General features: G+C 73.9%; 13 protein-coding genes. 5 read left to right on the top strand and 8 right to left on the bottom strand.

Annotated features, from left to right (window positions below):
- Nucleotides 1-21 precede the first annotated feature (21 nt).
- The 3 genes from mycP to GA0070214_RS21560 are packed head-to-tail and all read left to right on the top strand — an operon-like array spanning nt 22 to nt 2,947.
- The gene (gene mycP / locus GA0070214_RS21570) at nt 22-1,353 is read left to right on the top strand and encodes a type VII secretion-associated serine protease mycosin (RefSeq protein ID WP_091266976.1); all 1,332 of its coding nucleotides are present in this window, start codon (nt 22-24) and stop codon (nt 1,351-1,353) included.
- 43 nt (nt 1,354-1,396) lie between these two features.
- Nucleotides 1,397-2,194, top strand: coding sequence for a phosphatase PAP2 family protein (locus GA0070214_RS21565; protein ID WP_091266974.1), 798 nt, complete (start codon nt 1,397-1,399; stop codon nt 2,192-2,194).
- A gap of 30 nt (nt 2,195-2,224) precedes the next feature.
- Nucleotides 2,225-2,947, top strand: coding sequence for a phosphatase PAP2 family protein (locus GA0070214_RS21560; RefSeq protein ID WP_091266971.1), 723 nt, complete (start codon nt 2,225-2,227; stop codon nt 2,945-2,947).
- 17 nt (nt 2,948-2,964) lie between these two features.
- On the opposite strand, the gene GA0070214_RS21555 is transcribed toward GA0070214_RS21560, so the two are convergent.
- The 6 genes from GA0070214_RS21555 to GA0070214_RS21530 all read right to left on the bottom strand — a co-directional run bounded on the left by GA0070214_RS21555 (nt 2,965) and on the right by GA0070214_RS21530 (nt 8,315).
- The gene (locus GA0070214_RS21555) at nt 2,965-4,143 is read right to left on the bottom strand and encodes a MarP family serine protease (RefSeq protein ID WP_091266969.1); all 1,179 of its coding nucleotides are present in this window, start codon (nt 4,141-4,143) and stop codon (nt 2,965-2,967) included.
- Between the two features lie 87 nt (nt 4,144-4,230).
- Nucleotides 4,231-4,923, bottom strand: coding sequence for an NUDIX hydrolase (locus GA0070214_RS21550; RefSeq protein ID WP_091266967.1), 693 nt, complete (start codon nt 4,921-4,923; stop codon nt 4,231-4,233).
- Entirely contained in the window at nt 4,920-5,525 is a 606-nt protein-coding gene (locus GA0070214_RS21545; protein ID WP_091266965.1) for a TlpA family protein disulfide reductase, read from the bottom strand. Before GA0070214_RS21545 ends, GA0070214_RS21550 begins: the two co-directional genes overlap by 4 nt.
- Complete coding sequence (gene nth / locus GA0070214_RS21540; protein ID WP_091266963.1) at nt 5,522-6,301, bottom strand: endonuclease III; 780 nt, start codon at nt 6,299-6,301, stop codon at nt 5,522-5,524. Before nth ends, GA0070214_RS21545 begins: the two co-directional genes overlap by 4 nt.
- 62 nt (nt 6,302-6,363) lie before the next feature.
- Nucleotides 6,364-7,545, bottom strand: coding sequence for a CapA family protein (locus GA0070214_RS21535; protein ID WP_244167800.1), 1,182 nt, complete (start codon nt 7,543-7,545; stop codon nt 6,364-6,366).
- A gap of 107 nt (nt 7,546-7,652) precedes the next feature.
- Complete coding sequence (locus tag GA0070214_RS21530; protein ID WP_091267609.1) at nt 7,653-8,315, bottom strand: adenosylcobinamide amidohydrolase; 663 nt, start codon at nt 8,313-8,315, stop codon at nt 7,653-7,655.
- A 218-nt stretch (nt 8,316-8,533) separates the two neighbouring features.
- On the opposite strand from GA0070214_RS21530, the gene GA0070214_RS21525 reads away from it, so the two are divergent.
- The gene (locus GA0070214_RS21525; RefSeq protein WP_007073398.1) at nt 8,534-9,211 is read left to right on the top strand and encodes a Crp/Fnr family transcriptional regulator; all 678 of its coding nucleotides are present in this window, start codon (nt 8,534-8,536) and stop codon (nt 9,209-9,211) included.
- Between the two features lie 173 nt (nt 9,212-9,384).
- Nucleotides 9,385-10,128 carry a metallophosphoesterase family protein gene (locus GA0070214_RS21520; protein WP_091266957.1) on the top strand — a complete coding sequence of 248 codons (744 nt, stop codon included), beginning with the start codon at nt 9,385-9,387 and terminating at the stop codon, nt 10,126-10,128.
- A 64-nt stretch (nt 10,129-10,192) separates the two neighbouring features.
- On the opposite strand, the gene GA0070214_RS21515 is transcribed toward GA0070214_RS21520, so the two are convergent.
- Complete coding sequence (locus GA0070214_RS21515) at nt 10,193-11,206, bottom strand: acetamidase/formamidase family protein (protein WP_091266954.1); 1,014 nt, start codon at nt 11,204-11,206, stop codon at nt 10,193-10,195.
- A complete protein-coding gene (locus tag GA0070214_RS21510) occupies nt 11,206-12,690 on the bottom strand; it encodes an APC family permease (protein WP_091266951.1) in 1,485 nt (494 codons plus the stop codon). The genes GA0070214_RS21515 and GA0070214_RS21510 overlap by 1 nt, the downstream gene beginning before the upstream one ends.
- Nucleotides 12,691-12,721 lie beyond the last annotated feature (31 nt).

Here is a 12,721-nt window from a genome sequence, read left to right as displayed (position 1 = left end):
GCGAGGAAATGGCTGGGGAATGTGACCAGGGATCGGCAGGGTGTTCCCACCGCGCCTCCCCGGCGTCTCGCCGGACGCGCGCTGCTCGGCGGGCTCGCAGTCGTGGCCGCCGTGGCCGGTCCACTCGCCCCGCCCGCCCACGCCGCCCCGATCGCCGCCGCCCCGGTCACCGCTTCAGGAGGGGTTGCCCGGCTGGCACCGGTGGACGAGCTCACCGGGATGGACCCGTCGCGCGACGGCCAGTGGCAGCTCGCCAAACTGCAGGCACAGACCGCGTGGCAGACCTCCACCGGTCGCGGCGTCATCGTCGCGGTGATCGACTCCGGAGTGGACGCTTCCCACCCCGACCTGGCCGGCCAGGTGCTGCCCGGCGTCGACCTGGTCTCGAGCGGTGCCGACGGGCCTGATCCGGTGGGGCACGGCACCACGGTCGCCGGCCTCATCGCCGGGCGCCGGGACGACGACCGGGGCGCCGTCGGGCTGGCGCCGGATGCCAGGATCCTTCCGGTCCGGGTGCTCGACCAGGAGAACCGGTACGACAACGCGGTCACCGTCGCCAACGGGGTGCGCTGGGCCGTCGACCACGGCGCCCGCGTGATCAACCTGTCCCTCGGCGGCACCGACACCAGCGCGCCCCTGGCCGCCGCCATCGACTACGCCTTCGCCCGCAACGTCGTGGTGGTCGCCTGCACGGGCAACCTCGCCACCTCCAAGGGCCGCGACGTCTGGTACCCGGCCCGTGAGCCCGGCGTCCTCGCCGTCACGGGGCTGGACGGCAACGACAACCTCTGGTCGGGCGCCATCACCGGCCACGAGACGGTGCTGAGCGCCCCGGCCACCGCCATCTACGGCGCCCGTCCCGGCGGCTACTGGCTGATGCAGGGCACCAGCTTCGCGGCTCCCCTGGTCGCGGCGACGGCGGCCCTGGTCCTGGCGAAGTACCCGCAGATGTCGGCCGCCGACGTGGTCAACCGGATCACCGCGACGGCACGGGACCTCGGGCCCACCGGTCGCGACGACCGGTTCGGTTACGGCATGGTGGATCCGGTGGCGGCGCTGACCTCCGACGTGCCCTCGGTGGCGCGCAACCCGCTCGACGACAACGGGTCCCCCGGCTCGGTGGGCTTCGGCTGGGCGCCCGGCTTCGACCCGGACAACCAGGCCGCCGCCGCGCCGGGCGCCGACCCGTTGAGCGTCGCCGCTCCGGAGCAGCAGACCCGGTGGGCGGCCCGCCCGGCCGGCCAGGTCGACAACACGGCGCGGGAGCGGCTCTGGCCGGGGCTCGCCCTGTTCGTCGCCCTGGTCACCAGTGCCGCGCTGGCGGTCCGCCGGTTCCGCCAGTCCCGCCGCTGACCGGCCCGTCTGACCGGGCCCCACCCTGGGTAGTGAACAGCGCATGAACACGCGCGGCGGCCTGATCTCCACGCCCGAGCGGTCCTGGCGGCGCCGCCGCCTCGACCCCGACCACTCGCTGGGACTCCGGCTGACCCTGGCCGCCACCGCCGCGTTCCTCGTGCTGGTGCCGTTCGCCCTGCTCGCGCTGCTGGTGCTGGGCGCCTGGTCACCCCTGTCCCGGCTGGACGCCGTGATCACCGACGCGTTGCACGGGTACGCCCTCGACCACCCCGCCTGGGTCCGGCTGACGGAGGTGTGGACCCACGTCTTCGGGCCCGGCCCGCTCCGGGTGGCCGCCGCCGGGGTGGTGGTCTGGTTGCTGTGGCGCGGCGCCCCGCGGCTGGCCCTCTGGGTGGTCACCACCATGACCGTCGGTGGGCTGCTCGGCGCCCTGCTCAAGCTGCTCGTCGGCCGGCACCGGCCGGACCTGCTCGACCCGGTGGCGCGGGCGGCCGGCTACTCCTTCCCGTCCGGTCACGCGCTGAACGCCACCCTGGCCGCCGGGGTGCTGCTGCTGGTCTTCCTGCCGTTCGCCCGGCACAGCCGGCCGCTGCGCGGCGTGCTCTGGACGGCGGCGGTGCTGATCGCCCTGCTGACCGGGCTCAGCCGGATCGCGCTGGGCGTGCACTGGACCAGCGACGTGGTGGGCGGCTGGCTGCTCGGTGTGGCGGTGGTGGCCGCCACCGCGGCCGCCTTCTCCACCTGGCGGACCCGGGTCGGCCGGCGGCCGGCGCGTACCGCGCGGGAGGGGGTCGAGCCGGAGCTGGCCGAGCCGGGGCCGGACGACCGCCACGCGTAGTCCGGCACCCGCCGGGGTAAAGGGCGGCTCATGTCCGATGTCGCGGTCCAGATCGCCCGGCGGGTGCTGCTGCCGGTGGCCCTGCTCTTCGCCGTCCTGGTGGGGCTCGGCCTCCTGGTCACCCGGGTGCTCGCCACCACCTGGCCGTTCACCGTGGAGGACGCGGTCAACCGCGAGTTCGCCGCGCACCGCACCGGCGGCTGGAACGACGTCTCGCTGGTGTTCAGCACGCTGGCCAGCACCCAGCTGATCGTCGTGGTGACCGTGCTGGTGGCGCTGGTGCTGCGGCTGGTGCTGCACCGCTGGCGGGAGCCGATCTTCCTCTGCGCCGCGGTGAGCGCGCAGGCACTGATCTTCCTCTTCACCACGATGGTCATCGACCGGCACCGGCCGGCCGTCGAGCACATGGACGACTCGCCGCCGACCTCCAGCTTCCCGTCCGGGCACACCTCGGCCGCCATGGCGCTCTACGTCGGCATCGCGGTGCTGCTGGCCCTGCGGGCCCGGAGCACCCCGGCCAAGGTCGCCTGGTGGTCCCTGCTGGTGCTGGTGCCGGTCGGGGTCGCGCTCACCCGGATGTACCGGGGCATGCACCACCCGAGCGACGTGGTGGCGTCCTTCCTCAACGGCGGCGCCTGCGTGGCGATCATGGCGCGGGCGGTGCTCGACCGCACGCTCACCTGGGGCCGGGCCAAGCTGCCGATCGGCCGCTCCGGCGGCGACGTGACCCCGGCGAGCACCGCCGCCGGCTGACCACCGGCCGGGCCGGCTCAGGTGCAGTCGCCGGTGGCCACGCCACGGGTACGCTCCGCGCCGGCCAGCGCCACCGACCGCGCCTCGGCGGCGGTGACCGCGAAGCCGGTGTTCGGGTCGTCCGCGGCGGCCGCGAAGATCACGCCGAGCACCAGCCCGTTCGAGGAGACCAGCGGCCCGCCCGAGTTGCCGCTGCGAACCAGCGCCCGGATCGTGTAGATCTCCCGGGTCACGTCACCGGCCGAGTAGATGTCCGGCCCGGTGATCCGGTCGACGTCGCGGATCCGGGCCGGGCGGGCGTCGTACGGGCCGTCGAGGGGGAAGCCCAGCACGATGGCGTCGGCCCCGCTGCCCGCCTCACCGGCGGCGAAGCGCAGCGACGGCCCGGGCAGCCCCGGGACGTGCAGCACGGCCAGGTCCCGCGCGGGGTCGTAGACGACCACCTCACCGTCGTAGCGCTCGCCGCGCAGTTCCACCGCCACCGACCGGGTGCCCGCCACCACGTGCGCGTTGGTCATCACCCGGTCGTCGGCGTACACGAAGCCGGAGCCCTCGATGCGGCGGGCGCAGCTCGGCGCGGAGCCCAACACCTTCACCACCGCCCGCTGGCTGTTCTTCACCACCTGGGAGTTGGCCAGCGCCGGGTCGGGCGGGGAGACCTGCCGGGCCCGGGTCGGCGCGAGGTCGCCGAAGACGTCCGGGAAGCCGTTGGTGTCGACGGTGTCGCGCAGCGCCGTGGACAGCTCCTGCGCCTTGTCCGGCAGCACCCGGTCGACCACGGTGAGCACCGCGCTGTTGCGCACCGAGGAGGCCAGCCAGGGCACCGACGAGGAGCCCAGCGGCACGGCGACCAGCCAGGCCACCAGCATGACCGCGAAGACCGAGATGATCGCGCCGCCGGCGTCGTCGACCTTCCGCCCGACCGGATCGGTGATCGCCGCCCGCAGACTGGAGCCGAGCCAGCCGGCCAGCGCCTGGCCCAGCACGGCCAGCCCGAAGATGGCCACCAGGGAGATCAGCACGCGGGTGCCGCTCTCGGCGAACTGCCGGGCGATCAGCGGCCCGACCTGCAGGCCGAGCAGCGCGCCCAGGAAGAAACCCGAGAACGACAGCGCCCCGATGACGAAGCCCTGACGGTATCCGCTGATCGCGAACACGAGCATGAGCAGGAGCAGTACGAGATCCACGGCGGACACGCCCCCAGGGTACGGGCACCGTGCCCGCAAGAGGCTGACCGCTCGCTGAACGTGACCTCCGGATCCGCGCCGGTGATCGCGGCCGGGTCAGCGCACCGGGCTCTCGTCGACCGCGTCGGTGCCGGCCGAGGGGGCCGGGGCGGCGCCGGGCGGCGGCAGCTCCACCACCCGGGAACGCGGCCAGGGGCGGGCCCAGCCGCCCATCTCCAGCAGGGTGTTCAGCACCCCCGCCGTGAAGCCCCAGACCAGCATGCCGCGCACCGAGAAGGCCGGGCCGATCCAGCCGCTCGGGTGGCGTACCCGCATCCGGTTCTCGGGGTCGACCAGCTCGGCGACCGGCAGCCGCGCGACGTGCGCCACCTCGGCCGGCTCGCGCGGGTGCACCGGGTGCGGGTCGTGCCACCAGGCGAGCACCGGCGTGACCACGAAGTCGCTGACCGGGATCCACAGCTTGGGGAGCTCGGCCAGCACGGTCACGCTGGCCGGGTCGAGGTCCACCTCCTCGTTCGCCTCGCGCAGCGCGGTGGCTCGGGCGTCGGCGTCCTCCGGGTCGGCCGCGCCGCCCGGGAAGGCCGGCTGCCCGGCGTGGTTGCGCAGCGTGGCGGCCCGCTGGAGGACCAGCACGTCCGGGCCGGTGCCCGGCTCCTCGCCGAGCAGCACCAGCACGGCGCTCTCCCGGCCGCCGCTCTCCGGGGTGGTGAGCCGGGTGAAGTCCTCGGCCCGGGCGCTGCCGAGCCGGCCGAGCAGCGGGTCGAGCCAGTCCGGCGGCCGTCGGGTCACAGCCGCACCCCGAGCTGGGTACGGACCAGCTCGGCCAGCCGGGCGTCGTCCAGCGCGCCGGTCGAGTCGGTGTGCCGGATCCGCCCCTCGGCGTCGACCAGGACGGTCAGCGGGAAGGCGTTGCGGCCGAGCGCCCGCTCGAACGCGTCGCCCTGGTCGACCAGCATGGGGAACCGGACACCGAAGTCCTCGCCGATGGACTGCGCCCCGCCGCGGCTGTCCCGGCTGTTGACCCCGATCACCTGGAACCGGCCGTCGGCCCGCTCGCTGAGCCGCTGGAAGGCGGGCAGCTCCTTGCGGCACGGCGGGCACCAGGACGCCCACACGTTGATCACCGCCGGCCCCCGGATGTCGCGCACATTGACCGGGGTACCGCCGGTGAAGCAGGAGAGGGTCAGGTCGGGCAGTGGGTCGCCGGAGACGCCGGCCGGGGCCGGGCCGGAGGACGGTGCGGCGGCCGTCAGCGGGGCGCAGTCGGCGAACGGCGAGGGCCGCTCGGCCCGGGTGGCCGGCGGCGGGCCCGCCGGCTCGTCGGTGGTGCCGGTGCAGCCGGCCACCGCGAGCAGCAGCGGGACGAACAGGTACGCGAGCCGACGGGTCACGGCACCTCCGCCGCGACCGCCTGCTGCGGCACCAGGTCGGGGTCGATGCCGACGGCCGCCGCCAGGTCCCGGGCGCGGGGGCCCTTGAGCAGCTTGGCCGCGGCCACCGGATCGGTCGGCCCGGTGCCGTACGCCGGGCAGAGCTTCGCCAGCGTGCAGGCGCCGCAGGCCGGCTTGCGGGCGTGGCAGACCCGCCGGCCGTGGAAGATGATCCGGTGCGACAGCATCGTCCAGTCGCGCTTCGGGTAGAGCGCGCCGATCGCGTGCTCGATCTTGACCGGGTCGGTCTCGGTGGTCAGCTGCCACCGCTGCACGAGGCGCTGGAAGTGGGTGTCGACGGTGATGCCGGGGACGTCGAAGGCGTTGCCGAGGATCACGTTGGCGGTCTTGCGCCCGATCCCCGGGAGGGTGACGAGGTCGGCCAGCCTGCCGGGCACCTCGCCGTCGTAGCGCTCGCAGAGGGCCTGGCCCAGGTTGATCAGTGAGCTGGTCTTGTTGCGGTAGAAGCCGGTGGGCCGGATCAGCTCCTCCAGCTCGGCGCGGTCGGCCCCGGCGTAGTCCGCCGCCGTGCGGTAGCGGGCGAACAGCTTCGGGGTGACCTCGTTGACCTTCTTGTCCGTGCACTGCGCCGACAGGATCGTGGCGACGGCCAGCTCCAGCGCGTTGGAGTGGTCGAGCTCACAGTGCGCATCGGGGTGGGTCTCGGTCAGCACCCGGCCGATCCGGCGGGCGCGGCGCGTGCGGCCGAGGTCGGTCTCGGGGGAGCGCGTGGTCACGCCGGCCAGCCTACGTCGCGGGGACGACGTCCCGGCGAGGCCCACGCGGGCGGCGGTGCGGCTCAGCCACCCGCCGGAGTGCTGATCTTGCCGGACCCGTCGAGTCGCGCGCCGGTCTCCGGGAAGTCGGCCCGGCTCATCTCGCGGACCAGCCCGAGCCCCCGGTCCTGCCCGTCGACGGCCGGCCGGCCCACGCTGTTCATCTGGGTCGAGGTGAACTGGCCCCCGACGAAGCGGCCCTCCGCGGTCAGCGAGACCTTCAGCACGCCGCCCCAGCCGAGGCGGCCCGAGCTGTTCAGCGACTTCCCGCCGCCGGCGAAGTTGCCCAGGCTGTAGGCGATCAGCCGCCCCTTGTAGAACTCCATGCCGCGCAGCACGTGCGGGCCGTGGCCGATCACCAGGTCGGCGCCGGCGTCGATCACGGCGTGGGAGAAGCGGATGGGATCGCCGCGGTTCTCGCCGAAGAACATCTCGGTGCCGGGCTTCACGTGGCTGCGGTCGGCGCCCTCGGCGCCCATGTGCACCTGCACCACGACCAGGTCGGCCATCCCCTTGGCCATGGTGATGACCTGCTTCGCGGCGTCGATGTCGACAAGGCTGTTCGACCAGGGGTACGACGAGAAGCCGGCCACCGCGACCTTGATGCCCTTGACGTCGACCACGGTGATCTCGCCGGGCGCGCCAGTGTGCTTGAGCCCGTGCGCCTCCAGCGCCGACTGGGTGTTCTCGTAGCCCTGCTGGCCGTAGTCGTAGCCGTGGTTGTTGGCCTGGTTGAGCAGCTGGAACCCGGCCGTACGCAGGTGCGCCGCCCAGCCCGGCGGCGCCCGGAACTGGTAGCAGTTCTTCGGCTTCGGGCCGCACTTGCCGGCGCCGGTGTCGTCGGTGAGCGGCTCCTCCAGGTTGCCCATCACGAGGTCGCCCTTGAGCGCGGCCTTGACGTCGTCGAAGAAGCCCTTCCCGCCGTTGGCCGGCAGCCGGGACGGGGCGTTGCCCATGATCACGTCGCCGGTCGCGGTCAGCGAGATCGACTTCTCGGTCGCCTCGCCCGGCGCGGCGGCTTGGTCGCCCTCGACCGGAGCCCCGGACGCGGTCGACCCACCACCCTGACCCGCCTGCCAGAGCGGCCCGTCGCCGGAGCCGGCGTCGCCGCAGCCGGCGGCGAGCAGGACGACCAGCACGGCGCCGAGGGCGGCGGCGAGGCGCCCGCCGGGGACGGCGGAGCGGCGGCGGCGGGAACGAGGCACGGAGCGGGCGGGAGCGTACATCGTGGGCGACGCTACCGTCCCGGGAACGCGGCGACGAGGGCCGATCGGTCGGAAAACCTGTCGGCCGGGCGAGGGCCGGTCCACGCTCAGCCCGCAACCCGGTGGGACCAGGGCACGACCGTGCCGGCGCCGCCGGCCAGGACGGCCGCGTGCACGGCCCGGGCCAGCGGGGCACCCCAGGCCGAGCGGGGGCCGCCGTACGGCGCCGGTTCGCCGTCGGCCGGGCAGAGCACGGTGACCGCGTCGGTGGGGGTGCCGGTGGCCGGCAACCCGAGCTCCCAGATCGCCTGGGCCTTCGCCTCGGTCGCCGTGGCCACCGCGTTGACGAGGGCGGCGTCGCCGAGCCGGGCCGGCACGTACACGACGATGTTGACCGTGCCGACCCGCTGGGCGGGTGTGGCGGGCGCGGGCGCGGCGGCCCAGACCGGCATGCCGAGGCCGACGGTCGCCCAGACCCGCACGCCGCCGTCCGTCCGGGCCACCACCTCGGTCACGTCGACCCCGGTCAGCAGCCCGACGCCGGGCCCCGCCAGGCCGAGGCCGTCGGCCAGCTCGGTCAGGTGGGCGGCCGGGTCCTCCCGGTCGTACGACATCGGCACGGTCGCGTTGACCACCCATCCGCGTACGCCGATCCCCCCGCCCAGCGGGGCGGAGCCGACCGCCAGCAGCGGCGCCTCGGCCCGCCAGACCAGCAGCGGAATGTCCGACCCGTCCTCGGGCCGGGTCGTCAGGAACGGCTCGCTCAGCACGCCGGTCACCCTACGATCACAGGTGGGACGGGTGGTGCCCACCCGCACCGGAGCCGGGATCCTAGTCGTTGAGCGGGTCGGGCAGGTTACGCCCAACGATCAAGATTCCAGGGGTGCACCTCTGATTCCCGCTCATGTGCGCCTAGACTGGCGGCGCGCGAGGGATCAGCGGACGGCGGACCCGGCCGACGGACGGCACGCGCAAGCGGAGGTGCGCGATGGACGAGGTACTGGCCCGCAGCGGGATCTTCCAGGGTGTCGACCCGGAGGCTGCCGAGGCGCTCGCCAAGGAGATGGAGACGATCGAGGTCCGTAAGGGCGAGGTCGTCTTCAACGAGGGCGAGCCCGGTGACAGTCTCTACATCCTCCTGTCCGGCAAGATCAAGGTGGGTCGCCGCGCGGCGGACGGCCGGCAGAACCTGATCGCCGTGATGGGCCCGTCGGACATGGTCGGCGAGCTGTCGCTCTTCGACCCCGGCCCGCGTACGGCGACGGCCACGGCGGTCACCGACACCCGGCTGGTCCGGCTGCGCAAGCAGGCGCTGCGGCCCTGGCTGAACAACCGGCCCGAGATCGCCGAGCAGCTGCTGCGGGTGCTGGCCCGCAGGCTGCGCCGGACGAACGACTCGCTGGCCGACCTGATCTTCACCGACGTGCCCGGCCGGGTCGCCAAGAACCTGCTCCAGATGGCCGGCCGGTTCGGCACCCGCGACGGCGGCGTGCTGCGGGTGACCCACGACCTCACCCAGGAGGAGATCGCCCAGCTCGTCGGCGCCTCCCGGGAGACCGTCAACAAGGCCCTGGCCGACTTCGCCTCGCGCGGGTGGCTGCGGCTGGACGGCAAGAGCATCATCATCCTCGACCCGGAGCGCCTGGCCCGCCGCGCGCGGGTCTGAGCCCTCCACCGACGTCCCGGCCCGGTCCGCCTCCGCGGTCCGGGCCGGTTCCGTCTGACGCTGCGGCCCGGCGGCCCGGCCCGGCCCAGTGGTTCCGCGGTCCGGGCCGGTTCCGTCTCTGCCGGTCGCAGAATTGCTGGACCAGCCCGCCCCGCGCGGCGCACCCTGGGGCGATGATCGAGCGGGTAGCTGTCCTCTCCGACATCCACGGCGCGCTGCCGGCGCTGGAAGCCGTCCTGGCCGAGCCGGACGTGGCCGCCGCCGACCTCATCGTGCTCACCGGCGACATCGCCGCCGGCCCGCAGCCGGTCGAGGTGCTCGACCTGCTCGCCGCGCTCGGCGAGCGTGCGTGCTGGGTCGGCGGCAACGCCGACCGCGAGCTGGTCGAGGCGCGGGCCGGGCGGCCGGCCAAGATCGAGGTGTCGGACTGGGCCGCGACCCAGCTCCGCGACGACCAGGTGGCCCGGCTCGCCGGGCTCCCGCCGACCGTCACGCTGCCGGTCGCCGGCCTCGGCGACGTGCTCTTCTGCCACGCCACGCCCCGGGACGACGAGGAGGTGGTGCTGGTGGACTCCCGGCTGGAACGCTGGGCCGAGGTCTTCGCCGGGCTGCCGCCCGAGGTGGGCACGGTGGTCTGCGGGCACACCCACATGCCGTTCACCCGGCTGGTCGACCGCCGGCTCGTGGTCAACCCGGGCAGCGTCGGCATGCCGTACGGGGGCGCGGGTGCCTGGTGGGCGCTGCTCGGACCGGGCGTCCAACTGCGCCGGACCGGCTACGACGTGGACGCGGCCTGCGCCCGGGTGGCCGCCGAGTCGGGCTTCCCGGACGCCGCCGCCTGGGCCGACGAGTACCTGCGCTCCCGCCACTCGGACGCCGACGCGCTCACCGTCTTCGGCCCGCGCGACGGCCGCTGACCGGCCCCGGCGGCCCCGCGGACGGTGGGCCGGCCGGGGACGACCCGGCCGGCCTCGTCGCCGGTCAGCGGTGGCTCAGGTAGTGCCGGGCCGTCTCGCGCAGCCGGCCGTGCACCCCGTCGTACGCGCCGGCCCCGCCCAGGTAGCGCTTGTCCACCTTCGCCACCATCGTGTAGTTCGGGTCGCACACGTTGCCGACCGGCGCCTCACCGGCCTGGCTGATGAGCTGGTATGCGTCGAGCTGGTCCAGCCCGACCAGCTCGGCGGTCCAGGTGACCAGGTCGTGCTGGCTGATCCGGTAGGCGTCCTCCAGCGGGCGGGCCGAGCCGGTGGACATCAGCGCGTCGTCCGACTCCAGCCGTGGCCACGGGGTGCCGGCCCCCTTGATCACGTCCACCACGACCGTGGTGTTCATGGCCGCCTCGATGCCGGTGCCGCAGACCTCGCCGTGGCCCTGCCGGCAGTGCCCGTCACCGAGGGCGAAGAGCGCCCCCGGCACGTTCACACCGAAGTACGCGGTGACTCCGGCCCGCAGCTCCGGGGTGTCCATGTTGCCGCCGTGCGCGTCCGGCGTGATCGTCATCCGCGCCTCGAAGGCGCCGGGCGCCACCCCCGCCGTGCCGTGCATCGGATCCAGCGGCAGCGCCACGCTGTAGTCGCCCCGGCGGGCCCGGTACGTGGCCGTGCCGGCGGCGACGTCGACGTCGTACCGCCAGACCACCTCGTCCAGCGGCGGGTGCAGGGTCGCCGTGGTGTGCGTGCCGGTGAGCGCGCCGAAGTGCGGGAAGGTGGTGGACACCGCCCAGTCCCGGGCCGGCTCGATGGCGACGAAGTGCACGGCGAGGGTGTCCCCGGGCTCGGCCCCCTCGACGTGGATCGGCCCCGTCACGGGGTTGAGGTAGGGGAACTCGCAGACCTGCGACGGCAGGTCGTCGACGCTCCGGACGCGCCCGCCGAAGCAGTCCTCGGTGTACAGCTCGAGGATCGTGCCCGGGCGCACCCGGAGCACCGCCTCGCGCCCGCCGAAGGTGTAGGACAGCTCGTCCGGCTCCGGCCGGTACTTCACCACGTCGGTCATCAGTGCGGCTCCTTCACCGGCTCGTCGGTGCTGTCGTGGGCGACGTCGACCAGCGCGGCGAGCTCGGGACGCCGGCCCGTCAGGTAGAAGATCACCAGGACCAGCAGCCCGACGCCCAACCAGACGAAGCCGAGCACCTGGGCGGCGACCTTGGCGTTGATCACGACGTAGAGCAGGATCAGGAATCCGATCACCGGCACCACGAGATGCCGCAACCAGTCCCGGCTGCCGTTGCGCACCACGTAGTGGGTCACGACGGAGACGTGCAGCGCCAGGAACGCCGTCATGGCGCCGAAGTTGACGAGTGTGGACAGCAGCGAGATGCCGTCGTCCCGGCTGGCCATGTAGAGGCCGAGCGCCAGGGAGATGGCGGCGACCAGCAGGGTGGCGTTGGCGGGCACCTTGTGTTTCGGGTTGATCCGGGCGAGGAAGCGCGGCATCTGGCGGTCGCGGGCCATCGCGTACAGCAGGCGGGAGGTCGCGGCCTGGGCGACCAGGGAGTTGGCGAAGCCCCAGGCGATAGCGGTGGCCAGGGCGGTCAGCCCGGCCAGCCAGCCGCCGCCGGCCGCGCGGGCCGCGTCGTAGAAGGCGGTCCCCTCCGGGTCGCCGTTGTCGAGCAGGCCGGGCGCGTCCGGCACCAGCAGGGCCGCGACCCAGGTCTGCACGACGAACAGGGCACCGGCCAGCAGCAGCGCCGCGACCATGGCCCGGCCGATCTGCCGGGCCTCCTCGCGGCTCTCCTCGGCCAGCATGGAGATCCCGTCGAAGCCGAGGAAGGAGAGCACGGCGATCGACACCGCGCCGAAGACCAGCGGCCAGGAGAACGTGCCCGAGTCGAACAGCGGCCGGAGCGAGAAGCCCGCACCCTTGCCCTGTGCCAGCGCGACCACCCCGACGACCAGGAAGATCGCGAGGATGACCAGCTCGGCGGCGAGCATCACCCGGTTGACCCGGGCGGTCATCCGGATGCCGAAGTAGTTGACGACGGTGTTGAGCACGACGAAGGCCGCCAGCCACACCCACACCGGCACGCCGGGCACGAGGGAGTGCATGGCCACGCTGGCCACCAGGTAGAGCAGGCCGGGCACGAGGACGTAGTCGAGCAGGATCACCCAGCCGGCGAGGAAGCCGACGGGCGGCGCGATGCCGCGGCCGGTGTAGGTGTAGACGGACCCGGCCATGGGGAACGCCCGGACCATCTGCGCGTACGACAGGGCGGTGAACATCATCGCCACCATGCCGATGAGGTAGGCCAGCGCGACCATGCCGCCGGAGCCGGCGTACACGCTGCCGAAGATGCCGAAGGGTGCGATCGGCACCATGAAGATCAGGCCGTAGATGAGCAGGTCGGTGAAGCTGAGGGTACGGTTCAGTTCCTGCCGGTAGCCGAACCGTTCGACCTGGACGGCTGTCGCGGGTGAGTCGGGAGGTTGAGTCACGGCGCGCCTCCTTGATCTGGTGAGGCCGCACGTTAGTCCAGCCATCGACGGACAGCTAGATCTATGCGTCTGGATT

Origin of the sequence: Micromonospora chaiyaphumensis, assembly GCF_900091435.1 — a bacterium.
GTDB classification, from domain to species: Bacteria; Actinomycetota; Actinomycetes; order Mycobacteriales; family Micromonosporaceae; genus Micromonospora; species Micromonospora chaiyaphumensis.
The sequence above is the reverse complement of the archived record's forward strand: the minus strand, read 5'-3'. Positions and strand labels throughout refer to the sequence as shown.